General features: G+C 46.2%; 25 protein-coding genes and 1 riboswitch. Of the genes, 5 read left to right on the plus strand and 20 right to left on the minus strand.

Annotated elements, in window-relative coordinates:
- Positions 1-44 precede the first annotated feature (44 nt).
- The 10 genes from rbsB to MHB82_RS18310 all read right to left on the minus strand — a co-directional run bounded on the left by rbsB (position 45) and on the right by MHB82_RS18310 (position 11,713).
- On the minus strand, positions 45-977 hold the full coding sequence (gene rbsB, locus MHB82_RS18265; RefSeq protein ID WP_095357431.1) for a ribose ABC transporter substrate-binding protein RbsB: 933 nt from the start codon (positions 975-977) through the stop codon (positions 45-47).
- A gap of 14 nt (positions 978-991) precedes the next feature.
- Entirely contained in the window at positions 992-1,954 is a 963-nt protein-coding gene (gene rbsC / locus MHB82_RS18270; RefSeq protein ID WP_371859932.1) for a ribose ABC transporter permease RbsC, read from the minus strand.
- Between the two features lie 10 nt (positions 1,955-1,964).
- Complete coding sequence (locus MHB82_RS18275) at positions 1,965-3,446, minus strand: sugar ABC transporter ATP-binding protein (RefSeq protein ID WP_110823217.1); 1,482 nt, start codon at positions 3,444-3,446, stop codon at positions 1,965-1,967.
- 14 nt (positions 3,447-3,460) lie between these two features.
- A complete protein-coding gene (gene rbsD / locus MHB82_RS18280) occupies positions 3,461-3,862 on the minus strand; it encodes a D-ribose pyranase (protein WP_341175536.1) in 402 nt (133 codons plus the stop codon).
- Positions 3,859-4,740: a ribokinase gene (rbsK, locus tag MHB82_RS18285; RefSeq protein WP_341175537.1), complete on the minus strand. Its 882-nt coding sequence runs from the start codon at positions 4,738-4,740 to the stop codon at positions 3,859-3,861. The genes rbsD and rbsK overlap by 4 nt, the downstream gene beginning before the upstream one ends.
- On the minus strand, positions 4,733-5,722 hold the full coding sequence (locus MHB82_RS18290; RefSeq protein ID WP_341175538.1) for a LacI family DNA-binding transcriptional regulator: 990 nt from the start codon (positions 5,720-5,722) through the stop codon (positions 4,733-4,735). Before MHB82_RS18290 ends, rbsK begins: the two co-directional genes overlap by 8 nt.
- A 187-nt stretch (positions 5,723-5,909) precedes the next feature.
- Positions 5,910-8,015, minus strand: a complete 2,106-nt coding sequence (locus MHB82_RS18295; RefSeq protein ID WP_341175539.1) for a serine hydrolase domain-containing protein — start codon at positions 8,013-8,015, stop codon at positions 5,910-5,912.
- Positions 8,016-8,442: 427 nt separating this feature from the next.
- Positions 8,443-9,687 carry an MDR family MFS transporter gene (locus tag MHB82_RS18300; RefSeq protein ID WP_341175540.1) on the minus strand — a complete coding sequence of 415 codons (1,245 nt, stop codon included), beginning with the start codon at positions 9,685-9,687 and terminating at the stop codon, positions 8,443-8,445.
- A gap of 396 nt (positions 9,688-10,083) precedes the next feature.
- Complete coding sequence (locus tag MHB82_RS18305; protein WP_341175541.1) at positions 10,084-10,980, minus strand: aldo/keto reductase; 897 nt, start codon at positions 10,978-10,980, stop codon at positions 10,084-10,086.
- 244 nt (positions 10,981-11,224) lie between these two features.
- The gene (locus tag MHB82_RS18310; protein WP_127536748.1) at positions 11,225-11,713 is read right to left on the minus strand and encodes a GNAT family N-acetyltransferase; all 489 of its coding nucleotides are present in this window, start codon (positions 11,711-11,713) and stop codon (positions 11,225-11,227) included.
- A 171-nt stretch (positions 11,714-11,884) separates the two neighbouring features.
- Between MHB82_RS18310 and xerS the strand changes: the two genes are divergently transcribed.
- A complete protein-coding gene (xerS, locus tag MHB82_RS18315; RefSeq protein WP_095357422.1) occupies positions 11,885-12,979 on the plus strand; it encodes a tyrosine recombinase XerS in 1,095 nt (364 codons plus the stop codon).
- A gap of 161 nt (positions 12,980-13,140) precedes the next feature.
- Here xerS and mobB read toward each other — a convergent pair whose 3' ends face one another.
- Both mobB and MHB82_RS18325 read right to left on the minus strand, forming a co-directional pair.
- Positions 13,141-13,686 carry a molybdopterin-guanine dinucleotide biosynthesis protein B gene (gene mobB, locus MHB82_RS18320; protein ID WP_341175542.1) on the minus strand — a complete coding sequence of 182 codons (546 nt, stop codon included), beginning with the start codon at positions 13,684-13,686 and terminating at the stop codon, positions 13,141-13,143.
- A gap of 5 nt (positions 13,687-13,691) precedes the next feature.
- Complete coding sequence (locus tag MHB82_RS18325) at positions 13,692-14,960, minus strand: molybdopterin molybdotransferase MoeA (RefSeq protein WP_341176664.1); 1,269 nt, start codon at positions 14,958-14,960, stop codon at positions 13,692-13,694.
- A 165-nt stretch (positions 14,961-15,125) separates the two neighbouring features.
- Here MHB82_RS18325 and MHB82_RS18330 point away from each other — a divergent pair, with 165 nt between their 5' ends.
- Positions 15,126-15,416: an HNH endonuclease gene (locus tag MHB82_RS18330; protein WP_095357420.1), complete on the plus strand. Its 291-nt coding sequence runs from the start codon at positions 15,126-15,128 to the stop codon at positions 15,414-15,416.
- Positions 15,417-15,543: 127 nt separating this feature from the next.
- On the opposite strand, the gene MHB82_RS18335 is transcribed toward MHB82_RS18330, so the two are convergent.
- From MHB82_RS18335 to lpdD, 5 genes are all read right to left on the minus strand, one after another.
- Positions 15,544-16,278 (minus strand): DUF4247 domain-containing protein, encoded by a 735-nt coding sequence (locus tag MHB82_RS18335; protein ID WP_095357419.1) that lies wholly within the window; start codon positions 16,276-16,278, stop codon positions 15,544-15,546.
- 11 nt (positions 16,279-16,289) lie between these two features.
- Positions 16,290-16,796 carry a DUF4178 domain-containing protein gene (locus MHB82_RS18340; RefSeq protein WP_095357418.1) on the minus strand — a complete coding sequence of 169 codons (507 nt, stop codon included), beginning with the start codon at positions 16,794-16,796 and terminating at the stop codon, positions 16,290-16,292.
- A gap of 23 nt (positions 16,797-16,819) precedes the next feature.
- Positions 16,820-17,221, minus strand: coding sequence for a DUF350 domain-containing protein (locus tag MHB82_RS18345; RefSeq protein ID WP_095286503.1), 402 nt, complete (start codon positions 17,219-17,221; stop codon positions 16,820-16,822).
- A gap of 95 nt (positions 17,222-17,316) precedes the next feature.
- Positions 17,317-17,988: a PspA/IM30 family protein gene (locus tag MHB82_RS18350; RefSeq protein ID WP_095357417.1), complete on the minus strand. Its 672-nt coding sequence runs from the start codon at positions 17,986-17,988 to the stop codon at positions 17,317-17,319.
- A gap of 122 nt (positions 17,989-18,110) precedes the next feature.
- The gene (gene lpdD, locus MHB82_RS18355; RefSeq protein WP_095357416.1) at positions 18,111-18,452 is read right to left on the minus strand and encodes a prenylated flavin chaperone LpdD; all 342 of its coding nucleotides are present in this window, start codon (positions 18,450-18,452) and stop codon (positions 18,111-18,113) included.
- A gap of 151 nt (positions 18,453-18,603) precedes the next feature.
- Here lpdD and MHB82_RS18360 point away from each other — a divergent pair, with 151 nt between their 5' ends.
- The gene (locus MHB82_RS18360; RefSeq protein ID WP_095357415.1) at positions 18,604-19,395 is read left to right on the plus strand and encodes a polysaccharide deacetylase family protein; all 792 of its coding nucleotides are present in this window, start codon (positions 18,604-18,606) and stop codon (positions 19,393-19,395) included.
- Between the two features lie 126 nt (positions 19,396-19,521).
- Here the strand turns inward: MHB82_RS18360 and MHB82_RS18365 are convergent, their stop codons facing one another.
- The 3 genes from MHB82_RS18365 to MHB82_RS18375 form a co-directional block, all read right to left on the minus strand.
- Positions 19,522-20,196, minus strand: coding sequence for a 3D domain-containing protein (locus MHB82_RS18365; RefSeq protein ID WP_341175543.1), 675 nt, complete (start codon positions 20,194-20,196; stop codon positions 19,522-19,524).
- Between the two features lie 2 nt (positions 20,197-20,198).
- Positions 20,199-20,397: riboswitch (cyclic di-AMP (ydaO/yuaA leader) on the minus strand.
- A gap of 265 nt (positions 20,398-20,662) precedes the next feature.
- Entirely contained in the window at positions 20,663-21,388 is a 726-nt protein-coding gene (locus MHB82_RS18370; RefSeq protein WP_176475922.1) for an amino acid ABC transporter ATP-binding protein, read from the minus strand.
- A complete protein-coding gene (locus MHB82_RS18375; protein ID WP_375335159.1) occupies positions 21,375-22,814 on the minus strand; it encodes an ABC transporter substrate-binding protein/permease in 1,440 nt (479 codons plus the stop codon). Before MHB82_RS18375 ends, MHB82_RS18370 begins: the two co-directional genes overlap by 14 nt.
- 204 nt (positions 22,815-23,018) lie before the next feature.
- Between MHB82_RS18375 and MHB82_RS18380 the strand changes: the two genes are divergently transcribed.
- Positions 23,019-24,194 carry a M20 family metallopeptidase gene (locus tag MHB82_RS18380; protein WP_341175544.1) on the plus strand — a complete coding sequence of 392 codons (1,176 nt, stop codon included), beginning with the start codon at positions 23,019-23,021 and terminating at the stop codon, positions 24,192-24,194.
- Between the two features lie 252 nt (positions 24,195-24,446).
- Positions 24,447-26,198 carry an alpha-glycosidase gene (locus MHB82_RS18385; protein ID WP_110823237.1) on the plus strand — a complete coding sequence of 584 codons (1,752 nt, stop codon included), beginning with the start codon at positions 24,447-24,449 and terminating at the stop codon, positions 26,196-26,198.
- Positions 26,199-26,220: the final 22 nt, after the last annotated feature.

Below are 26,220 nucleotides of genomic sequence, written 5' to 3' on the forward strand. Positions count from 1 at the left end.
AAAACCGCCCTGGCGCATTCGGCCAGGACGGGATGTAAGATCATTTAGTTGTTTGCATTTTCCTTAGTCACCAGCTTCAATTCTGCCGGGATGGACTTCTCCACCTGTTTGCCGTCCAGGACATCCAGAGCAGCTTGTACGGCCAGCTGGCCAATCAGTACCGGCTGCTGAGCGACGGTCGCTGTCAGTTTTCCGTCCTGAATGGATTTAATTGCATCATCGTTACCGTCAAATCCGATCACTGGAATGTCTTTGCCTGAGCTTTGAATCGCTTCAATCGCACCAAGTGCCATCTCATCGTTATGGGCAAATACAGCCTGTACATCCGGATTTCCCTGCAGCAGGTTTTCCATCACATTCAAACCTTTGGAGCGGTCGAAATCCGCCGACTGTTTGGCAACCACGTCAAGCTTCTGGTCAGCCACCTCGTGGAAACCTTTTCCCCGTTCACGTGTAGCGGAAGCCCCTGGCACACCTTCTAGTTCAATCACTTTAGCACCTTCACCGAGCTGTTCAACGAAATATTCTGCTGCCATCTGTCCGCCTTTGACATTATCGGATGCTACCAGAGCCGCAACCTCACCTTTGTCTGCGGAACGATCCAGTGTAATTACGGGAATGCCTACGCTGTTGGCCGATTGAACTGCCGTAGAGATTGCCGCAGAGTCCGCTGGGTTAATCAGGAGTGCATCAACACCCTGCTGAATAAGGTCATCCACATCGTTGGTCTGCTTGGCCGAATCATTTTGTGCATCGACCACGATAACCTCAATGCCTTGTTTTTGAGCTTCGGCAACGACTCCGTCTTTCAATGAAACGAAGAACGGATTGTTCAGTGTTGAAATCGAGAGACCTATTTTCTTCTGTCCTTTATTTCCGGCACCGTCCGGCTTTGCCCATTCAGGCGGCTCCAGAGAGCAACCGGCCAGAACAATAATCATAATCATGCTTACAAGTGTTAATGTCCATTTTTTCATAATTATTTCTCCCCTTAAGCCGTTTTCTTGCGGTCCAACAGGACAGCAATCGCAATGACGACACCTTTGACCACCATTTGATAGAAGGAGTTCACGCCGAGTAGGTTCAAACCATTGTTCAGCACGCCGATAATCAGAACACCAATTAATGTGCCCACGATCCGTCCGCGTCCACCTGTCAGGCTTGTTCCGCCCAGAACAACGGCTGCGATCGCATCCAGTTCATAAGAAGTACCTGCTGTTGGCTGTGCGGAATTCAAACGAGAGGTCAGAATTGCACCTGCCAGAGCTGCCAGCATGCCTGCAAGGGAATAGATCATAATCTTTACACGTGTGACTTTGATACCCGAGATAATGGATGCTTTCTCATTACCACCAATAGCATACGTTTTGCGGCCAAAAGCCGTTTTATGCAGAATCGTCCATAGAATCACGAAGGTAATCAGCATCGTTATGGCAGGTACCGGAATGCCTAACAGATAGCCGCGTCCAAACAGTTGGAACAGCAGACTGTCACCGAGTCCTGTGATCGGATTACCATTCGTATATACCAGCGTTAAGCCGCGGAATATGGTCATTGTCGCCAATGTAGCGATAAATGGAGCCATTTTACCCTTCGTAATCATGAGTCCATTCACCATACCCATCACACCACCAAGTGCTACCCCGATAATGATGGACAAAATCGGATCCAGGCCAGACAACATCATGTTTGCGACAAACGCGCTGGATAAAGCCAGTATGGAGCCAACGGACAAGTCGATCCCGCCTGTCAGAATGACAAAGGTCATACCGAAGGCAATCAGTGCATTAATCGATACCTGACGCAGCAGGTTCAAGATATTAAGCGGTTCCAAGAAGCTTGGATTGAGTACGGATACGATAATAATCAGAATGATTAAACCAAGCAGCGGTCCTAATTTCTGTGTTACGCTCGATAAGCGGAATCCCGTTCCGGTTGTTTTGTTGTTCTGCATTGTTGTCATTTCACTGTCCCCCTGTGGCCAATGTCATAATGTTTTCCTGTGTTGCTTCTTCCCTGGCCAGCTCTCCGCTGATCTGCCCTTCATGCACAACCACAATTCGGTCACTCATACCGAGTACTTCAGGAAGCTCCGAAGATACCATGATGATGGCGACGCCGCGTTCTGTCAGTTCATTCATCAACTGATAGATTTCACGCTTTGCTCCGACATCCACACCTCTCGTTGGTTCATCCAGAATGAGCACGCTTGGTCCGATACCCACCCATTTGGCAATAACAACTTTCTGCTGGTTGCCCCCTGATAGGTTACGCGCGGCTGTCTCCGAAGATTGCGTCTTGATCTGCAGGCGCTTGATCAGGGTATCTACGAAATCCTGTTCTTTTGGAGCTGAAATGAACCCTTTACTGGAGAAGCTGAACAGATTGGTCAGCGCCATGTTTTCCCGAATCGAGAAGTCCAGTACAAGCCCTTCATCCTTACGGTCTTCTGTGATGAAACCGATGCCGTGTTTCACTGCATCCGAGGGTTTACGAATGCTCGCTTTTTTGCCACGGATCAAGACTTCTCCACTGTCCAGGGTATCCAGACCAAAGATCGCTCTCATGATCTCTGTCCGTCCCGAACCCATAAGTCCGGAGAAACCAACAATCTCACCTGCTCTTACGTTGAAGCTGACATGTTGGAACAATCCTTTAATGCTTGCGTCCCGTACTTCCAGAACAACTTCGCCATAGGAAGGATTACGGGCCGGATACCGCTCGGTTAACTCCCGTCCAACCATTTTCCGCACCACTTCATCGAAGCTTGTCTCAGGAATCGGCTTGGTATCTACCGTCCTGCCATCCCGCATTACCGTGATCCGGTCGCAGATGGTGAAGATCTCCTCCATACGGTGAGAAATATACACAATGGATACTCCGTTTTTCTTCAGTGCAGTAATCACATCAAACAACTTCTGAATTTCGCGTTCCGTTAACGCTGCAGTGGGTTCATCCATAATAATGACCTTCGCATCTGTCATCAGCGCCTTGGCGATTTCTATCATCTGCTGCTGTCCAACGGAGCATTCTCCTGCGGGCCGTTCGAGCGGGATTTGTACCGACAGCTTGGCGAATTGTTCTGAAGCGAGCGCTTTCATTTGTTTTGTATTGAGCAACCCTAAGGAAGAGGTCATCTCCTTACCGATGAAAAGATTATCGAGCACCGTCATTTCGGGCCAAACGTGAAGCTCCTGATGAATAAATGCGATACCTAACTTCTCTGCTTCCTTTGGACTGCCAAAATAGGTTTCCTTTTCATCAATGGAGATCTTTCCCTGATCACGCTGGTGAAGTCCGATCAAGATATTCATCAACGTGGATTTGCCGGCTCCGTTCTCACCCATCAGGGCATGAACTTCACCATCCCTCAGTTCGAAATCCACTCCGCTTAACACCTGGTTGGTGCCAAATGCTTTATGAATGTTGTGCATCTGAATATGCATCATGCAACCTCCTTTTAACCGAAATGAACACCTGATTGTAAAATGCAATTGGCATAGGGTGTAGCTTCACCTGTGCGAATAACCGCCTTAACCTGCCGGGTTAGTGCTTTGAATTGTTCGTGGTTGATGGAAGCATCAATGGCATCGATGCCAAATTTCTCTGTAACGAACTGCAGAGCTTCCGGATTGCCTTCCTTGATCTCTTCTGCCACGATCACTTTCTCAATGACCATATCGTCTGTGATCACTTCAACAACTTCCTGAAAGCTTGGCGTTCCGAGTTTCAGAGCGAGATCAATCTTAATCACTCCTTCAGGAACGGGTAGACCGGCATCCGCAATGGCAATCATGTCTGTATGACCCAGATCAGCCAGTATTTTAGAAATGTGACTATTTAGTATGCCGTTTCTTTTCATGATAAACTCTCCTCCACTTCGTCTCTCGTCGGCATGCCGCCCTGTGCTCCAAACTTGGTCACGGACAACGATGCGGCACGATTGGCGAACCGTATGCTCTCCTGCAGCGGCTTGCCTTCCGCTAAGGCGACCGCGAATGCAGCATTGAATGTATCCCCTGCACCGGTAGTATCCACTGCCTCCACCTTATATGTTGGCACCAGGATTTCCTCCGCTCCGTCAAAGTAACGAACTCCCTTACTACCTTCCGTTATAAACAATTTGTTCGGGTATTTGCGCAATGCCTCAGCTGGGTTCATGCCTTGAAACAGGATTTCGGCTTCATGCTCGTTCGGCGTGATGTAGGCGGCATTGTCAATGACTTCCTGCGGCACTGTTCTCGCCGGAGCCGGATTAAGCAGCAGAGGCGTTCCGTATTCAGCACACAGGCTGCTAACATGGACAACTGTTTCTTCCGGAATTTCCTGCTGGATCAACACGATATCGGCATCGCGAATTACTTCGGCCGCATGATCTACATAAGAAGGAGTGACTTCGCGATTTGCCGCCTCGACGACTACGATACTATTATCACCTTCTGCCAATATGATATGAGCCGTTCCACTTTCCGAATGTGTAACCGGTTTCACATTTTGCGTATTTACAGCATTTGCTTTGAAATTATTCAAAATGTCTTGACCAAAAGCATCGTCTCCTACCCGGCCAATCATCGTTACATCACCGCCCAGTCTTGCCGCGGCAACGGCCTGATTGGCTCCCTTACCGCCAGGTACCGTTTTGAAACTTTCCCCAAGGACGGTTTCACCCGCCCCCGGACGTCTTGATGAAGTAACGACCAAATCCATGGAACTGCTTCCGATTACGCATATTTTAGCCATCTGAATTCACCTTTCTCGTTGTGCCTCGTTCGATAAAACTTACGGGCATCTGTATGTTTTTGTTCTCAATTGGAGCTTGTTCCACAAGCCCGATAAGTAATCCCGCCGCTTCCCTGCCCATCTCGTATGCAGGCTGGCGAATGGTTGACAATGCGGGTGATAACAGGCTGCTCATCGGAATGTCGTCGAATCCAATTACTTGCACATCGTCAGGAACCTTTCTCCCGATTCGCGAAGCCTCATGCAGTACCGCCATAGCTGCGATGTCATTGCTGGCAATAACTCCATCCGTGTCACCATATTTACTGAACAGCTCTTCTGCCCACAATCCCGCTTCGTTAAAAGAGAATGAGGTCGTCTGGATCACATGGTAATCCAATCCGGCATCCCGGATGATTTCAATGGCTCCCTCGAATCGATCCTGTGCTGGCTTGATATGTGACGGACCCTGCATAACGGTTATCCGATGACTACCGCGCTTGATGATTTCTCTCGCTGCCAGTCGTCCGCCCTCTCTTCCGTCCGCATAAACAGAAGGACTATCCAGTGCAGTCCTGTCAAGAAACACGACAGGTATTTTTAATTTTTCATATATTGGAGAATGAGGGTAGTTCGTGGATGAGATCACACCGACTACGTTATTTTGGATAAACGTCTGGATGTAATCCTGCTCCTTCGATTCATCCTCATCACTATTTCCGAAAATGAGCCTGAAATCCTGCTCCTGCATCCGATCTTCTACACCCCTAGCTAACTGTGGAAAGTAAGGGTTTGCAATGTCCGGCAGCAGCAGACCAATCAGTTTGGACTTACGTTTATATAATGAGCGAGCTACTTCATTAGGGGAGAAGTTAAGCGCCTTCACGGCATCTTCTACTTTCTTGCGTGTATCCTCATGTACATAACCCCTGTCATTGATGACCCTAGATACGGTGGCTACTGATACACCAGCCAAATTCGCTACGTCTTTGATTGTTGTCATGAATTTGTTCTCCTTATGTGTAACCGGTTACAGACATTAAATTATCACATATCTTTTTATTTGACAATCCTTTTCTTGCTGGAAATTTATCCAAGTTGTTTTGTGTTTCCTGATGCTATTGAATATTGGAACAGAAAAAGCCACGGTTAACGTGACTTTTTATCCGTTTCAATTATTTTTCCGTCGTTTAATTCTTGTTGCTGGCGAGTGTAATTTCAAAAGCTGAACCGATTTCACCAGCAAAAACAATGATGCCATTCTCAGGAAGAACTACCTCGTTTTGGCCGCTGACCACAGTGTGATTAATGGAAATACCCGCTTGATTATACACGGTAAAAGCACCTTTTGAAGGCATTTGGACCGTCATAACCTTACCTGCTGCCGTCGCCGGGATCGAGTACCATGTGGCATAACCATTCGTCTGGATCGTTGTCTTCGACTGATTTCCGGAATAGAGCGGCTTCACTGCGTCCTGGCTCGCATAAACTTTGCCCCCTGCTGTAACATATTCCACTCCGTTTTCCTTGAAGAATTCGTATTCCATCGTATCACGACCGGCCAAACCGGGGATTTGCAGCTGGTTCACAGCGAGGTTGGCGTCTATGATTGTATTGGTGTATACCAAGCCTGGCATCTCGTCAAAGAGGTGAATCGGGATGATCGGTGTAGCACTGTCATATACCGTTGAAGTGTATTTCTCGTTCACAAGAAAGTAATTCTTACCTTCACGTTTCTGCCAGGCTGCCGCTACATCCGGGGACAATTCACTCTTTTCCAGCTTCTCAGCCTTGTATTCGGAAGAAGCGATCTGCCCAAGCCCAGGCATGGACTGATACGAGCGTGACCATAAATAGATATTCCCGTTATCTTCTTCAACGAACATCAATTTTTCCGTACCTTCATCGTTGGTAAAAGTTCCATCTGTGGTATATGTGTACTTTTGTTCAGCACTATCCGGTGTTAAAGGCGCGGTCAAAGTTAGTTGCCCATCAGCTTGCACATCAATATTCAGTAGCGAGCTGGCTCCACCTCCATAGATGCCCGAATAAGCTGATAACCCCTTAGGCATCGTTGCGCTTACAGGTGTCCCAAATGACTTATCCGGCTTTCGTTCCGTAATGATATCCTTCTCCTCAAGTGCACCAAGCAGCAGTTCCGTTGCAATTAATTGATCCGTTGTACTTGTTCCTCCCGAAGAAGTAACGGCTGCAGCCATGTTGTATTCGGGAAGTACAATCAGAGAGGAATGGTACGAAATCGTATTTCCGCCTTTGGCAACGGCCTGGATGCCGTATTCATTGAAAGGAAAAAGGTTTACACTATCCCAGCCCAAGCCATAAGAAATTGACGAATCTGCATCTTCCGGCCACATGCCATTTTTGTATTCTTCTTCTGCCATGGCTTCTGCCGATTCATGCGAGAGAATGCCTTCAAGCTCTCCCGTGAAAATTTGCGCAAATTGAACCAAGTCTTCGGCTGTGGAATAAATGCCTCCCGAAGCAATCATATTTGTGTTTTCCTGTGGAAGTTGTCCATTATGCAGGGCTGAATACGTCACGGCCATTTTGTTGTCACTAATCAGATCCTGTGGCGTTTTGGTGTTGTTCATACCCAAAGGCTCGGTAATATAGCTGTGCATGAATGCAGTAAAACTCATTCCACTAATTCGCTCAACCAGAATCTCGGCTAACGAAAAGCCGTCGTTACTGTAAACCGAATATGCTCCGGGGTCTGCTTTTAGCTTTTGCGTAGCGAGTTGATCCAACAATGTATCATGTGCGTAAGTATCGTTATCCCCGAACAGGATGGCACTGCTGCTTGAAGTTCCAGGAAGTCCGGAGGAATGATTCAACAGCATTCGCGTCGTGATTTCTTTGTAGCGTTCATCCTTCATTTTGAAATCAGGAATATAAGTTATCACAGGTACATCCAGATCGATTTTTCCTTCATCGACCAACATCATCACAGCAGTTGTTACCACCATTTTACTGGTTGAACCTATGCCATAGATCGTATCTGCGTTAAGAGGTACGGTGTTATTCTGGTCATTCTTGCCGGTTTGGCCCGAAATTACGATTTCACCATCATCTATGAGTGCATACTGTACGCTTGTTGTGCCATAGGTTTCGGTAAGAATTTGGGCTTTCTCAATCACTGCTTTTTTAGTCATCTCGTACGTAACATCGTTGACGTTACTTACCGGCACAGCCATAGCAGACATTGGAGCAAGTATGGTAAACACCAGCGTTACGGCTATAATTGAAGTTCGTTTCTTGATGGACAAAATTATCATCTCCTGTTTTTTCTGTGTTGGCTACCATCAGGTGGCGTCAAGATAAGTGTACTTAAGGAAAATGTACTGCCCGTGTCATCCATATGAACTGAACATGAACTACAAAAAAAGCCACGGATGCGGCATTATCATGACACCCATCAATGACGTTATTTAAATTCCAAAATATGGGTACAATCTACTTTCATTCTACTTTCGTTAGACTCTCGAATATTTTTCTTGACTTTTACTCATGGATAATGATGTTCGTTTTAACATTTCGGGAGCGTAAGTGCAGCTTAATTGTAGGTCGTAACAAGGTACGGAAAATGGTTTTATTATTGTGAATTTTTCATATGTTGAAATATTATAGTTATATAGCAAAAAAAGAACCTTCGGACTCAAAAGTGATTTGAAGGTTCTTGAATTTTTATAAATACGCATCCTACTAGTTTTCCATTGCGTTTTCCTTCGTTCGTTGCTGTTCCCTTGCCTGTAGGCGCTGATGTGCTATCCATAAAAAAGGAACTCCGCATACAGCACTGATCGCAATAGGTGCAAATACAAGCATTGGTTGGTTAGCCCCGAAGCTGTCGAGCAAAAAGCCCCCCAGGATTGGAGCACTGACATTGCCCAGATTGTTGAATCCGATCATGCCGAAATATGTGCCTTTCAGTTCCGGTTTCGCAACCCGATCCACCAGAACATCCATCAGCGTAAACATGAGTACTTCTCCTACCGTAAAAATGACAACTGCCGCCACCAGCATCCATGGGCTTTGTGCCAACCCAAACAGCAGCAGACTGACAGATACCATAATATTGCCTGTTATGAGCGGCACTACAGGTGGAAAGCGACTCGCGATACGAACCACCGGAAATTGAACGGCGAGAACAACCACTGCGTTTAAAGAAAGCATGTATCCAAACCATTTCGCACCATCAGTCATATTCGGGTTAATCGCCATGAACTGAGGTAGCGTCGAGCTAAAGTGTCCGTACCCGAGCACACAAAAGATGGTTCCAATCAAAACAAACATAAAGACAGGATCCCCACTTGTTATGCGGAATGCTTGTTTCAAACGGATCGGCTCCGTTGTCCCCGTGCTCTGCCCGTCCTGCTTCAGAGGATGAAGAATAAACTGAACAATTAATAGAATACCGTAAGCTATGTATACTCCTCCAGCGACCAGAAAGGACAAATTGGAATCCGATAATCCCAAATACAGGCCTAGCAGCGGTCCGAACACAACACCCAGATTTATCGCTGCATACCTCAGATTGAATACAAGCAGCTTGCTTGACGGTGGTGTGATATCCGATAACAACGCCCTGGATGTCGGTTCAAATAACGCCCGGCAAATGCCGTTGAGTGCATTCATGATAAAGAACAGCCAGATCTCGTCCGATAGAGCAAACCCAATAAATACGAGCGCCCAGCCAAATACCGACATGAACAACACTTTTTTACGTCCAATCCGGTCAGAGATGTATCCACCGTAGAAACTGGCAAAAACACCGACGAGCGCGCTCACGGCCACGATTATGCCTGTCTGGGTTGGCGACGCCCCCATCTGCTGTGTCAAATAGATGGACAGAAACGGAATGCTCATGGAAGTCGCCATACGTCCAAAGATGGTACCAACGATAATCGTCCACGCCAGTGGATGAATTTGTTTTAACTGTGAAGCCATGCTGTTCCCCCTTGTTGACCACTCCTGATTTTACATGTTCTTATAAACATATGTATGAATTCTATTATACGGCCCGTGGACTTTTTAGAGGTACATTTTATTTGGAAAACGGTCTTGACTTTTTACGTTTAGGCTTGATCCCCTCTCTTTTCCTCGTCACAGCCATACAATATATCTATATCCGGTGCAGATACATGATGAGTGTTCATTATTGTGAATTTTTCATATGTTGAAATTATATTATAAATGTCATACTAATTCTGTTTTTATAATTGTTCCGCGGGTTTATGCATGTCTCCTTTAGCTATGATGCTTGGATTCCATTAAAAAAAGCCGCCCTCGGGCGGCTTTCAAAAATCGACAGCTCTCTGTCGAACCGTTCGCTCCATTCTTCAATTACGTACGTCCGGTCCAATCCGCTCCGGCAACTTCCTTCCATCTTGTCCTGATTTCATCGTACAATTCCTGCGGAAGAGCGCCTTTTGCGATCAGATCAGCATTTTGCTGCCACCGGTTCGGCTTCGTTGTTCCAACAATAGCCGTATCGACTCCCTCCGTACTTAACGTGAAACGAAGGGCCGTTTCGACCGCGCTTTGCACATCATTACCTGCAAGAAAACCGTAGCCCAGCTCCTGCAACCGTCTCCAATATACGAATGGATAGGCATCTTCGGGGAGCGTGTCAAACGTCCAAGCTGCATTGGCAATCGGTCGTTTGGCAATGACACCCATGTTTCTTTTTCTCGCCTCAGGCAATGTCAGATCAATCGCTTCCTGGTCAGCAATATTTAGCGAAGTTTCTAAACTGTCGAACACCCCGGTTTCAATCGCGTACAACGCGTCCGTTGTGTCCCCGCTGTACCCGATAAACCTGGTCTTTCCGGCTTCCTTGGCTCGCTGCAGCACTTCAATTACCGCCCCTTGCCGGAGAACTTCTTCAGAACAGCTATGCAAATGAATGACATCCACATACTCCGTTTTGAGTCTTCTCAGGCTGCGGTCAATCGTTTGCTCCAGCACCTTGGCGTCCCAGTCAGGTCCATCTACACCGGCAGCATGTCCACATTTGGTAAACAAATAATAGTCATCACGCCGATGCGAAAGTACTTCCCCAATCAGTTCCTCACTGTCCCCATAACATTCGGCGGTATCAATAACATTCAATCCGGCATCCAAAGCGGTATTCAGGAGTGTTTCCACGTCTTGTTTGGATACGTTGCTTCCGATTTCAGATCCGCCAAATCCGAGCGTGCTTACTTTCATGCCTGTGTTTCCATATTCGCGCAGTTCCATGATTGATTCCTCCGACTTCGTTAATATAGGTACAACGTATGAAAGATTGACAACTCTATGGGTTATTACCCGTCAGACGAACATCACACCCACTTTAGATCTATTTATCCAATAAACATTTAAAATGCGTATAAGAAAAGTGATCCACTGTCCTTCCAAATGACAAATAGGATCTAATCGTGTCACACGCTCCTAATTCAATCCAATATGTATGAATGACAGTCGATTAGTTCTTCCCCTTCTGTTACGTTACAAAAAACTGGCTCGGGTTACCAAGTTCCGGATGAAATTTCTCACGAAATCTTCCTCCTGTATAGGCTCCGATTACTTTCCTCCAGAATGCCTGAGCGATCACATTGTTGCGCACCTGCGTTACTTTCCATCTTCCCGGAAAACGATGAAACAGCTCGTGTGCCGCTTGAGTCCCTATTCCGCTCCGCCGATATTTTTGCATGACAAAGAACTCGGTCAAATAATAATCGTTATCCTTGCTGCCAGGCTCGAAGCGTTCCACCAGTGCAAAACCGGCCGGGGCTCCATCACACGTGATAAGAAAAGCAAATTTACGCCCTTCCTCCTCCCAAAATGCTTCCAAACCGGGGTATTCCGGAAAAATGCCATTGCTGTCCACATCGATATTCAAATATTTTGTAAAATCATATAGATAAAACTGCATTAAATGCCGAATTACCTGACTCCGTTCCCGGGGAACCAGCTCGATTTGCATATTCATCCGGTTCACCTCCTCTGCTTAACTTATACTAGTTACTTTAAAGGTTTGTAAGGCGAAGGGCAAGAATACAGCCCTCCTCTGCACTATTCCGTGAACAGGCTGTGACCAAGCAAATTATGGTACACTAGGACATAGACGATTTGAAGAAGATTTAACCAGGAGGTGCCGAACTTGACCAATGTGCAAAAAGAGATTGATCGACGCAAGCTGGATGACAAACTGCCTTCCATGCCTTGGTTCGTTCAGCAATTCATAGATTATAAGCTGCCCGATTTATCACCCTCTACCCTGCTGGAATACTTAAGGGACTATGATACTTTTTTCAGTTGGCTGCGTGCTGAAGGATTGTCCCAGGCTGAGTCTAACCGGGAAGTGACGTTAACTGAACTGGAAGTATTACGGATGGATTCGGTAACCTCGTTCCGCTTGTTCCTCGCTACTAAACGCGAAGGAGCCAATTCGAGAATTACGGTATCCCGCAAACTGTCCTCTCTGCGCTCCCTCTTTCATTATTTGAGCCAAATTGCCGAAGATGAAGATTTCTATCCGCTGCTGAAACGAAATATTATGGCCAAGATTGAGATCAAACGCACACACAAGCCAAAGGACACCGCGGCGAAGCTCAAAGGGAAACTATTAGAGGATGAGGAGCTGCTTGAGTTCATCGGATATATCCTCGAAGGATATGCAGTCGACATGCAAAAAAACAAACAAGCTCTGTACTCCCATGAACTCAACAAAGAACGGGATGCATGCATCGCCAGTCTTATTCTCAATTCCGGACTACGGGTATCCGAAGTGGTTAACCTGAATGTCGATGATCTGGATTTGAATAATAAACTGTTATATGTTTACCGCAAAGGTAACAACGATGAAACGTTCAAAACACCCGTATATTTCAGGGAGCAGGCCAAGGATGAACTAGCCAACTACATGCAGCTCCGGCAATCAAGGTATCGCACGCCCAAACGGGAAAAAGGATTATTCATTGCGCTTCGTAACGGTGAGTCTGAAGGCAGTCGAATGACCAAACGAGCCATTCAGGCCATGATTATGAAATATGCCAAATGTTTTGGCAAACCGTATCTGACGGTGCATAAGCTGCGGCATTCCTTTGCAACAGACTATTACCTGCAAAATGATATCTATAAAACAAAGGAACAGCTTGGACACGCCTCGACAGAAACGACCGAAATCTATGCACATCTTACTGACAAAACGATGTCTGAAGCCATTGAGCGTCGTTCAGAAGGTACGGGTTCATAGGAGACTCCCATGCCAATCGAACAGCGGATACTTTTTACTGATAATCAGTAAGAATATCCGCTGTTTTTCCGATTATTCAGCTTTTCTATGGTAACGAATACGGTGGAGTTTGCTGAAATGAAACTGCATTATTCTTTTGATCACACCAAATTCTTCTCGGCTCACGACTGCTCTATATTCACATGTTCCAGCAACCATCGTGCAATAAGTTCTGGTTTCTGCACAGAGTGCCAAACTACCTCGCTTTTCAGATCAGGTTCACTCCCCGCTGAATGCAAGGTTTCTCTCGGAAACCAGGAAACAACTGCCATCACTCCCTCTAGCTTTTGAAGTATCGCCACATGCTGTTCTTCACGAATCATCACCAGTTTGGGGTAGGGTGCCGCTTTGTATCCTTCAATCAGAATCCAGTCATATTCCGATAGACGACTCAGCATCGTCTCCAGACTGGTTGGCTGCTGCTCGATGACAGCCGTTCGCTTCTCCGACATTACAACCACGGCGGAGGCTCCCGCCTGATTGAAACGATATGAATCTGTTCCTTCATGATCCATCTGGAAATGATCGTGTCCATCATGCTTTATGACGGCAACCCGTAACCCTTCCGAAGAAAGATAGCTCGTGAGCTCTGCAGTTAAGGTGCTTTTCCCCGTATTTTTGTATCCCACGATCTGCACAATGTGTGGAAGTGTTCTCTTGTTGACCATGAGCCCTACCTCACCTGTCCACTTGGCAGCTTGAGTATGCGCACTTGTTCTCCTGCAGCAATCCCTTTCTTGTCAGGCGGAATGATGATCAGACAATCACTGTCCTTGATCGTAATCATGACGCTGGACTCATCCACTCGTGACGCAGCAGGCTTCGCATATACCCTCCCATTCCGGATCTCTGTGCGCCCCCGTACGAATCGCGTAAAATTGTTCACTTTTGTATATTCTTGATCCAATGTCGCTGTCCACTCTTCCAAATAAGGCCGTGCATCGTTTTGCATCATACGAATGGTAGGCCGTACGAACAGTCCGAATCCTACAAAACAAGCTCCGGGGTTACCGGATAGGGCAAATAGTAACTTACCGCTAACAACCGCTGCTGTCGTAACACTTCCTGGTCGCATCGTTACTTTATTAAACAGCATCTCCTTGTTGCCTTCCCGTACCAGATCTCCCATAATGTCATAATCTCCAACCGATACGCCCCCTGTGGTCACAACGATATCGTTATGCTCGACTGCTTCTGCCAGTTTAGCACGAGCCGTATCCACATCATCGGCTATGGATCCATACATCACAGGTTCTCCCCCTGCCTCCACGACCAAGGATCGGAGCATATGACTGTTGCTGTTACGAATGCGTCCCGGCTGCAAAGGCTCGTCCACCTCCAGCAATTCCGTTCCCGTTGCAAAAATGGCGACTTTTGGACGTCTAAACACCGGTACATTGGCCACACCAAAAGTAGCCAATACGGATTGTTCTCCTGCCTGGATGATCGTGCCGGCTTCAAGCAGCAGCTCACCTTCCTGAACTTCCAATCCAATTGGCGTTATATTGGCATTGGGCTGGATATGACGCTTCAATGCAATCCATTGTTCTCCATCCTGTTCCCTGCTTTCGGTCATCTCCAGCATAACAACGGCATCTGCCCCTTCAGGCACTTGTGCACCTGTCATTATTCGCGCGGTCGTACCTGAAGTAATGGATATATTTGACGTGTATCCACATGGAATTTCATCAACGACTCGCAGCCAGATCTGTTGATCGCTGGACGCATGGGTTGTGTCACTGCTGACAATCGCATAACCATCCATACCTGATCTACGGAAAAAAGGATAAGGATGCGGGGCATGGATCGTTTCAGCAAGCGTTCGTCCATGCGCTGATTCCAGCGTTACTTTTTCAATTGAAGCTTTAGTAACATGAGGAGATATTTTGGCCTGAGCAGCTTCGACCTGAACGGCTGTACGGTTGAATTTGGGACTTGTCATATCATCTGAATGTGTATTGATTTTCAAAATGGAACGGACCTCCTTGGGACAGAACTTGTTTATGAAAGTGTAGCGTGAAAGCAGGGGTGTGACAAGTACTCGCTCGCGGGTAACATGAAACTGTGAGCTTATGCCCATAATAGGGATGAGAACGGAGGAGTAGATATGAGCAACCGATGCGAATTATGCGGTAGAGAGCCTGTGGAAACAACAGTTCATCATCTCACGCCCAAGGAAATGGGCGGTACTTTCATGCCTACTGCTGATCTATGTATCCCGTGTCATAAACAAATCCATTCGCTATTTACTAATCAGGATATCATCAGGCTCCAATTAACAGAACTTCAGGCACTGCGAGAGAATGAACGAATGGCCCCTTTTGTTCGCTGGATTCGCAAACAACCACCTTCCACCATTCCCCGGACACGTAAATCCAATCATGTTCGCAGATCTTAATGAAATCTATACTTCCTACTATAAAACAAAAAGAACAGCCACAAGGTGAGCTTTCGCATGGCAGGGTTCATTCTGCCTTACCTTGTGGCTGTTCTCTATATACTCTCCAGGCTGGCAAATCTCATCTTTACCTTCGCCTCATGATTCGCCCGCCGCCTACCCTTGTTTTGGGCTTCTTATAAGAGCTCTTTGGTGAATTAAACAATCCACCACTCTTGTTACGTTCGACGGTACCGGTGCTCGGTTCCTTTTTACGGCTAAACAATCCACCGCCTGAACCTACACTCGTATCGGTGTCTCCTCCCCGCCGGGTAATGGATCCTTTTCGGTCAACCGTGATGGGCGGAGCTGCCTTTTTGTCATTGTTTGTTGGTGCACGATAAGTACCTTGATTCGGTTTGTACGTATCACGATCGGTGTACCCTCTGTACTTTCCGTATCCGCTACCGCCAAAGGAATCAAACAAATTGCCAATGAGCGTTGCGGTCAAATACCCCTGTAAAAAGGAAGAATCATAATTCTGGCGTACGTATTCCTTGGAATCCACCTCAATTAAGGTATCTTCCTTCTTGTTCGGGTCCTGCTGCAAATGATAATACTGGTCCTGATACACCAGGAACATCCGCTCTTCGTTTTCCGCCGAGATCTGATCAGGTTTGCGCTGTTCGGATAACTCCTGAGCGACTTCCGGAACAGAACGATCAGCAGCCCGATACACATAGGATGTCGTATTGCCACTGCCACTTACAGACTCAAGCGGATAAGTGTCCTGAACGGAAGGCATCCCGCACGCGGACAACAGGGACATGACAAGGCTGAGGACCAGCATTAATTTTAATCCAAGTGCCATGCGCTTTTTCATTGGAACCTCTCCTAGCTCGAACGAATCACTTTGATATCCGCAGGAAGAATGGACTCACCTTCATACAGAGTAAATCTTCTGTCTTGCCATTCCACACGCAGAAGCATGTTATCATCGGACTGGTACTGCCAAACCAATTGCTCTCCAGCCTGACCATAAGGTGTCCTGCCGGCAGTGGTAACCATTCCTCCATATTCTTCCTCCAGATGATACGCGCGTCCGTCCAGATCAAGTAAGGTTGGTACTTCGTCTGGTGCGTCAAGACGCCCATCAATTGGCGTATAGAGGGAATAACGTGTCAATTCTCTTTCTTCTACATGCAGATGTCTAAACGTTGTACCGTCTTGCAGTGTTAGCACCACCGCTCTTCGGGCACGATGCTGCACCCGCCCCACGACTTCATACGTAACGAGCGAGACCTCACAGATATCTCCAGGCTCAAGGTCCAGCATGGTTTTCTCTGCTCGTGGTGGTTCGGGTTTGGCTAGTATTCCTTTAATCCGTTTCCATACACTCATACCCATTACTCCCGTTCGTTATCTTATAAACAAGCTGCAATAATTAATGCGCCCACGATGTGCAAGGCACCGGAGAACAAGCCATATCCTGTCTTCCCTTGCTGAATTCCTGTGTCCAAATCGAGATTGGCCCACGTGCGAATCATAAAATGCACAACGCTTTCCAGAATAAGCAGGATGACAAACGAAACAACGGATACAAGCAACGCTTCACCCAGATGACCCGCTGTCGAAATCGAAGTGGCAAGCACATAGCCTTGAGCAAACAGCTTCATGACCATCCGTGTTGTAACTGCCATGTTCCCTGCCTTAACTTCCGCAAAATCCTTATACTTCGTAAACAATGAATCCACATACATCAAAACAAAAAGCAAAACCGAACCAGATAATGTCCAGACCAGCATCGCCAAAATGTTCAAATCCATTTACACAGCCCCCACTTATCAACATGAACCGCATTTAAAAGCGAAGGAGAAACGCTGTCTCTCCTCCGCTAGGAACCCTGCTTAAGATGCAAGGTTTAGTTCTTATTTTCGTACTGCTTCATGAGTGCCGCCAGTTCATCTTCAACGGCCTGATCCTTGCCGAGTTTCTCGAACTCTTCATCAAGTGATTTTCCTTTGGAAGACATCTCGTTGCTTGCTTCAGCCTGTGCTTCCATTTGCATCATTTTCTCTTCCATACGTTTCATGCCAGCACTCGCTGTATCGGAGCTGAATCCATTCAACGCTTTGTTGATTTCGGTTTGTGCTTTTGCTGCATTATAACGCGCTACCAACGTTTCACGCTTGTTTTTCATTTGTGTCAATTGCTTGCGCATTTCATCCAGCTTGCCGCGCAGATTGTCTGCCGAAGCCTTGTTCTGATCATAGCTTGTTTTGTATTCTGCCATTTTTACTTCAGCAGCTTTTTTCTCTTCCAGAGCCCGGCGCGCCAGCTCCATGTTCTGTGCACGTGCTGCGGTATGAGCTTGCTCCTCACGTTTCTTCACCAATGCTTCCTGTTCCTCGAACAGCTGCTTGAATTTTTTCTCAATCGCGATTTGTTGAGCAACAGCCTTCTCTGCATCTTCCAGATCTTCCTGCATATCACGGATATATTGATCCGTCATTTTGATTGGATCTTCTGCCTTGTCAATAATGGCATTAATGTTAGACATCGTTAAATCACGCAAACGTTTGAAAATGGACATTATGGTATTCCTCCTAGTCGATTTACATCTTGTATATAATCATACATACGTGGTAACCTTCATCCCGTTTCAATTTTACCAAAAAAAATCATAAAACACGATTCAGATTCACCCAAAATATACTATTTTGTATCATTCGCCAGGGTTAAATGATCATCGAGCAGCTTTTCCGCCGTCTGTACGATCTCATCAATCTGTACACGTGTAATGGCGTCAAAATGAATCCCCATAATAACGGTTACAGTCACCTTAAGAGAATTTGCGGCCTTACGTGCAAGACGCTCACACAATTCCTGTTCCTTATGCCCCGGTATATGGACTGCCGTCCCCACCACGCGTTCTCTTTCCGGATAAAAGGTCGCCACAGCCCCTATATGAGCTTTCCCACCCGTGACCAAAAATATCTTATCTTCTCCAGCTTCAATGACCTGCAAACGAACCGATTTCAAATCATACGTACCCATCCTAATCCACCCATCCTTTTGGAGTATATGTAATGGTGGAATTATGAGCTTAATGACTGAATTGGACAATGAAACATCTCACATTTATGCATAATGGACCATCAACACGGGCATACCAAAGAGAACGCAATTTGACAAAGGAGGCTATATCATGCGTATTCGCCTCATCGCATTCTCCATGTTGATCCTTATCTTTATGAGTGGAAGCTATTCACCTGGACAACTGCTGGCAAAACCCGTTCGAGAGAGCATGCCTGCTGCAAAGCCGGATCTATCTGAGGATGAACAGCTGACACTCGGTCAGCTAAGGCAGAAATATGCCGATACGTTCAAGACCAATGGTCCTTCAACCAGACAGGTAGCACTGACTTTTGATGATGTACCTGATCCGCGCTTCACTCCGCAGGTATTGGATATTTTAAAGAAATATAATGTTAAAGCGACTTTCTTTATTGTTGGCAACCGGGCAGAGAAACATCCCGACCTCGTCAGACGGATCGTTAGGGAAGGTCACATTGTTGGGAACCACAGTTACAACCACCCTGAATTCAGTAAGCTGTCTTTGAATGCTTTTCGCAAACAAATTCTACATACCGGCGACATTATTCGTAAACTGACCGGGTATACACCAAAAATGATTCGTCCTCCATACGGGGATATTAATGAAAAACAGCTGCAATGGGCCGCAAGACAGCAATACAGCATCGTCAATTGGAATGTGGATTCGCTGGATTGGAAAGGCCTTAGCAAAGAACAAGTGAAGCAGAATGTCTTATCTGCAGTCAAACCAGGCTCCATCATTCTTCAACATGCGGGCGGAGGCGTGGGCTCCAATCTGTCCGGTACCATTGGAGCACTTCCGGAGATTATAGATGAACTGCGATGCAGGGGCTTCAATCTGGTGACTTTGGACGAGATGCTGCAATTGCCAAAAAGCAAATAATACTCGGCTTAGTAGAGGAAACACATAAGTTATGAATTAACAATCTTGCGCGTTTTAATAAAGACAAAGGGTACCCTTATTACGCGTTCATCGTGTAATAAAGGCACCCTTTTGTAGCACTGATACTTATTTCAAGATATAAAGTTCAACGTCCTGAAAACCAAAGGTACTCACAGACTTCTGGCTCCCAGGAATGAAAATGTCAATTCGTTTCCCTTTGATCGCTCCACCGACATCCCGGGCAGTAGCCACAAATGCCTGCTTAGGCAGCCCCGGATGGGAGTGACCCGTAACAAGAACCTTTGTACCCAGTGGGATGACACTAGGGTCTACTGCAATCGTGCCGAGTTCAAGTGGATTACCGAAGTAATCAACAGCACCCCATCCACCATTTTCGGAAGCGGCTGCAGAGTATGCTGTTGCTTTCACATCAATGGACTTACTATAATCAAACGTTTTGCCCCAGGCCTCAACGACTTTATCGTCAGCATTTACATCAAGGCTAGCGGTCGTAATCGTCTTTGCACCTGTAGAGCTCTTCGCAGCTGGAGCAGCTGAGGCTGTGTTTGCTTTTCCAGGAATCGTAATTTTCAAACCACCATAAATGTTGTAAGGTGAAATATCACTGTTTGCTTTAACCAGTGTGTTCAGTCCAACTCCATATTGTTTCGATAAGGTATAGAAGGTATCCCCCTCTTTGGCCACGTGAACAGAATCAGCGTGAGCTGGAACGGCCTGAATGAGCATTGCTGCTGTCAATAGGGCTGTTGCTGTTTTGGCTATAGTTCTCTTCTTAATCATGGTCTTCCTCCCTCATTGTGCCTGCGAAGTTAGTTGTCGGATTCGGATGGAGGAAACCACCCTATAGGTCTCTGTTACATTCGTCTTGCGTTATGTATCCCTAATTCACCCCAAGCAGCGTGCGTTTCAAACTTCCCCCCACGGTCTGCATCATTACATCCTCCACACTTCCTCCTCAGGAAGTTTCGGCAGGAACAATATATCACAATTTTGTAACCAAGGTCCGTAGTAAATGTTACCAACTGTATTGAACAACACATTATGCGGCTTTAGAAATAAGGATTTTTCTTGTTAAAGAGCGATCAAGCAGCTCTGGAACGATGACAGAAACGTTACTTTTACGACACTGGATACTTATCCACAATCAAAAAAAAAACCCTGCTAACGTGACGTGAGCAAGGTTGTTTGATTTCTTTTTTTGTTCGTTCTATTTAATCCGGTTCACTGACTGGATCATGCTCAAAGGTTATGACAAGACTTTACCGAGGAAGTCACGTGTACGTGGATTCTTAGGTTGACCAAATACTTCATCCGGTGTGCCCTCTTCCACAATTACACCGCCATCCATAAAGATGATGCGATCACCCACTTCACGGGCAAAGCCCATTTCGTGGGTAACAATAACCATCGTCATGCCGCCTTCAGCCAGGCGTTTCATAACGTCGAGTACTTCACCAACCATTTCCGGGTCAAGTGCAGACGTTGGCTCGTCAAACAGCATCACATGCGGCTGCATCGCAAGCGCTCTGGCAATGGCAATCCGCTGCTTCTGTCCACCAGACAGCTGACTCGGATAAGCATCTTTTTTATCCAATAACCCAACGGTTTTGAGCAAGTCTGTGGCGATCTGCTTGGCTTCCTGTGCAGATTGCTTTTTGACTTTAATCGGGGCAATGGTAATGTTTTGCTCCACGGTTTTATGCGGAAACAGATTAAAGTGCTGGAACACCATCCCCATTTTTTCCCGGGTTGCATTAATGTTGTGTTTGGGATCTGTGATCGATACGCCTTCGAAATTAATTTCACCTGAAGTAGGCTGCTCCAACAAGTTAAGACAGCGAAGGAAAGTACTTTTGCCTGATCCTGAAGGACCAATTACAACAACGACCTCGCCCTTGCCAATCGTGACATCTATGCCTTTAAGTACTTCGTTTTTATCGTAGGATTTGTATAGTTGTCTAACGTCTATCACTTGCACTCAACTTCCTTTCCAGTCGACCCAGCAGCTTGGACAAAATAAATGTCAATACAAAGTATATGGCTGCTGCAATAAGGAACGGATTCATTCCTTGGTACGTAATGTTTTTGACTACACTTGCCTGATACATGATATCAACCATACCAATGACCGAGATAATGGATGATTCCTTGATAATGGTTACGAATTCATTACCGATGGCAGGCAGTACAGCTTTGAAAGCCTGTGGCAAAATAATAAATCTCATTGCCGCGCCTCTACCCATCCCAAGCGAACGTGCTGCTTCCAGTTGACCCCGGTCAACCCCTTGAATCCCAGCACGGAAGATCTCTGCAAGGTAAGCACCACTGTTGATGGAGAGTGTGATAATACCGGCTTGAAGAGCTGAGAAATTAATACCGAAGGTCAGGGAAAGGCCATAATAGATAATCATCAGTTGAACCAGCATCGGCGTCCCGCGAATGACTTCAACATATGCCGTACCAATCCAACGTAAAATGGCCATATCATGCATCCGGAACATGCAAATGATCAAACCGATAATTACCCCGAAAATTACGCCAAGTGCGGACAATAGGAGGGTATAACCAACCCCCGTAGCATAAAAGCTTTTGTATTGCCAGAATACTTCAAAAATATTTGGCGATTTGACCTCACGGTCTGCCATTAATTGACTGGCTTCCGTTACCATCTGATCAATTTTATTTTCGCTCTTCAGTCGTTCAAGCGTACCATTAACGGCATTCAGCAATTCCGTATTGCCTTTGCGGATACCGATCGCTGCTGCTACCTGCTCTTCATCCGGAACAGCAGGCGCAAGTCCGATCATATCATCCAGGTATCCTGCGGCAACGGTATCTTCAACGATTGCAGCGTTGATCCGTTTAGTTTGCAGTTGAAGCACTATGTCCGAGATTTTATCAAGAGACGTCAGCTTAGCTCCAGGAATCTTCTGTCCGATTGTTTCCTGGATCGAACCTTTTTGTGCTCCGATCTTTTCATTTTCCAGTTCAGCCATGGTTGGGTATTTGTCTTTATCCTCATTGCGAACCATGATGACTTGTTTCGATTTATAGTAGGTATCGGAGAAGTCGATACTTTTCTTGCGGTCCTCTGTCGGTGTCATGCCTGAAATAACAATATCCACGCGTCCACTCTGCAATGCAGGCAGCAGGCCGTCGAAACCCATATCTTCTATTACAAGTTCTACGCCCAAATCGGCAGCAATCTCTTTGGCAATGGCAATATCGAATCCGACAATCTCATCCTTGCCATTAATCACTTTATGGAATTCATATGGTGCAAAGTCGGCACTCGTGCCGAGAACCAATTTTTTACTGTCTGAAGTGCCTGTAGTTCCACTTGCCAGCGCCGAAGGAACGGCAGCCGTCAATAAAACGACAAAGGTCAACAGCATCATGGTGTAACGACTAATCAATTTCAACCCTGTTCTCCCCTTACATACATTATGTGCTTCCTCATGTTGATGCCTGAGTCATTATAAAGTACAATGCATGATTATGCAATGAGTTTTCAACTTACAAATCCTGACTTGTTTCTGAAAAAACCAAGCAAACATGATATAATGACTAAATTATTTTCATTTTGCACGAAGGAGTTCACGATGACACATACCAAATCACAAATTTTGTCGGTTATTGATCAATATGCTTCCCGTTTTAAGGAGATTTCATCATACATTGGTGCCAATCCCGAACTCGGGAACGAGGAATACCTTGCTTCTGCCCGTTTAAAGGAAGAACTGATATTTCACGGTTTTGAAGTAGAAGCTCCCGTACTTGGATTGGATACGGCTTTTATCGGCACCTACGCTGCTGCCAAAAAAGGACCAACCATAGCGCTGTTATGCGAATACGATGCACTTCCCGAGATTGGTCACGCTTGCGGCCATCATCTGATATGTATGATGAGTCTGGGTGCTGCTGTCGGTCTAAAGTCCATTTTGGATGAAGTTGGAGGAACGTTAAAAGTCTTCGGCACACCTGCTGAGGAAACTCGTGGCGCCAAAGTTCCAATGGCTGAAGCAGGTCTGTTTGATGATTGTGATGTCGCACTGATGGCCCATCCTTACTATGCTTATGAGAAATCGGGCAGCTCTCTGGCCATTGATGCCGTGCAATTCGAATTCCACGGGAAATCCTCTCACGCCGCGGCCAGTCCGCATGAAGGGATTAATGCTCTCGATGCCGTCATTCAAACCTTTAACGGCATTAATGCATTCCGCCAGCAAGTGAGAAGTACAGTCCGGATCCATGGTGTTATTAATAGCGGTGGTCAGGCTGCCAACATCATTCCCGACTACGCTTCAGCCCAATTTTACGTACGCGCCGCAACCAGAAAAGAGCTTAACATACTAACGCAGCGTGTCATACAAATTGCCGAAGGTTCTGCGCTCCAAACAGGCTGTCGTCTTGTGACTTCGAATTATGAAACGTCATATGATGAGATGGTAACCAATGAATCTTTATCTGCAACGTTCAGTGAAAACCTCATGGAACTCGGTATTCCTCAAGACGAGATTGTTAGCGGAGATGATCATGGCTCCATGGATATCGGTAACGTATCCTTACGCTGTCCTGCAATTCATCCCTACATTCAGGTCGTTGATGAGGTGCATACCCTGCACTCCATCGAATTCCGCGATCTGGCTTTACAGGAAAGGGCACTGGATGGCATGATCTTGGGTGCAAAAGCACTTGCCACAACAGCTTATGATGTGCTAACGAAGCCTGAGCTGCTGCAAACGATTCGAACAGAGTTTGAACAAGCCTTACGATAATATAAGTTCTAAGTTAACAGAGACAACCAAAGAGGTGTTCTCTACAGATTTGATGGATATCACCAGGTCTGCAGAAAACACCTCTTTTCTTTATTTTGCATACGTATATTCAACCCTAACCTGGAGATGCTTGTGAAATGAAAATCATGAAAATGATGAAAATTTTACTAATTATGTAAACCCTTTATGGTTCATTTGCTGTCTAGCTTGGTTATGTAATGCTATACTCATCTTGATACAGGAGGTGCCGTCATGCTGCTCGAAGCGATGTATCACGTTCCACGTGACAAGTGGGCTTACGCCTACAACACGTCTACGATTCATCTGCGTGTACGTACGAAGAGAGATGATGTAGACTATGTGACTGCACTGACCGGTGATAAATATGATTGGGACGGAACCTACAGGGAAATCCAACTGGAAAAAGCTGCTTCGGATAGCATGTTCGACTACTGGGAGGCTGCGGTTAAACCCAAATTCAAGCGACTTACCTATATTTTTCGAGTCACTGCGGGTCATGAAAATGTATTTCTGGCCGACAATGGGATTCACCGAGATCCCCCTTACCCTACTGGAGGATATTACGAATTCTCGTACATTCATGAAATTGATGTGTTTAAGGTTCCCGAATGGGCCAAAGAAGCTGTGTTTTACCAGATCATGACCGAACGGTTCGCCAATGGCAATCCAGACCTCAATCCCGAAGGAACTCACGCTTGGGGAGGTACGCCCGAGCTGGATAACTACTTTGGCGGAGACCTGCAAGGCGTCCTCGATCATCTGGATGATCTAACCAAACTTGGCGTAAATGCTATATATTTCACCCCCCTCTTTCAAGCCAACTCCTACCATAAATATGACACCATTGATTATAAAAAAGTAGATCCGCATTTTGGAGACAATGATTTGCTCAAAAAAGTCACAGAGGAATGCCACCGGCGTGGTATCCGCGTCATGCTTGACGCCGTTTTTAATCATTGCAGTGAAGATTTCCCGCCTTTTCAGGATGTGCTGCAAAATGGAAAACAATCAAAGTATATAGACTGGTTCCATATCAATGAGTTTCCTGTCTGTATTAAGAATGGCATACCCACCTATGATACCTTCGGTTTTTATGGAAATATGCCGAAATTTAACACGGCTAATCCCGAAGTAAAAGCGTATCTGCTGGATGTCGCCGAATACTGGATTAAGGAAATCAAGCTCGACGGCTGGAGATTGGATGTAGCGAACGAAGTGGATAACCACTTCTGGCGAGATTTCCGTAAGGTAGTTAAAACGGCAAACCCGGAAGCCTATATAGTGGGCGAGGTTTGGAGTGATTCCCTGACATGGCTGATGGGTGACCAATTCGATTCTGTCATGAACTACCCTTTTGCCGACAAAGTTCTGGAATTTTTCTGCGGTTCCATGGATGGCTACAACTTTGCAAATGAGATGGGGTCCCTCATTATGCGGTATCCCCAGCAAACCAACGAAGTGATTTTCAATATGTTATGCAGTCATGATACGCCTCGTCTGCTCTCCCGATGCGGTGAAGACAAACGCAGATTAAAACTGTCCGTTGTATTCCTGTTTACCTACATCGGTACGCCGTGTATCTTCTATGGAGATGAAGTGGGCATCAGCGGTGAAGGAGATCCCGATTGCCGCAAATGTATGGAATGGAACCCTGCCAAGCAAGATCGGGAGCTCTATGACTTCTACCGGCTGATGATTGATCTCCGCAAGAGCAATGAGGCACTTCGCAAAGGGCGCTTCCGCTTCCTTAAAGCAGATCACAACGATCCCTGTATCGTATACGAGCGAATGGATGATCAGCTTCACTTTACCGTTTGGATGAATAATACGCCCGATGTACGCACCCTCTCTCACCCTATGGAGACCGAGGACTGGAGAGATGCTCTAACCGAAGACCCCGTTATTCCCACAGATGGCATCATGAACATTAAGCTCGATCCTTACGGTTATCGAATTCTATACAGACAGCTGGATCCTTCATAAAGGAATCTCCTAATTCATCAGA

The sequence above is a fragment of the Paenibacillus sp. FSL K6-2862 genome (assembly GCF_038005125.1).
GTDB classification, from domain to species: Bacteria; Bacillota; Bacilli; order Paenibacillales; family Paenibacillaceae; genus Paenibacillus; species Paenibacillus illinoisensis_A.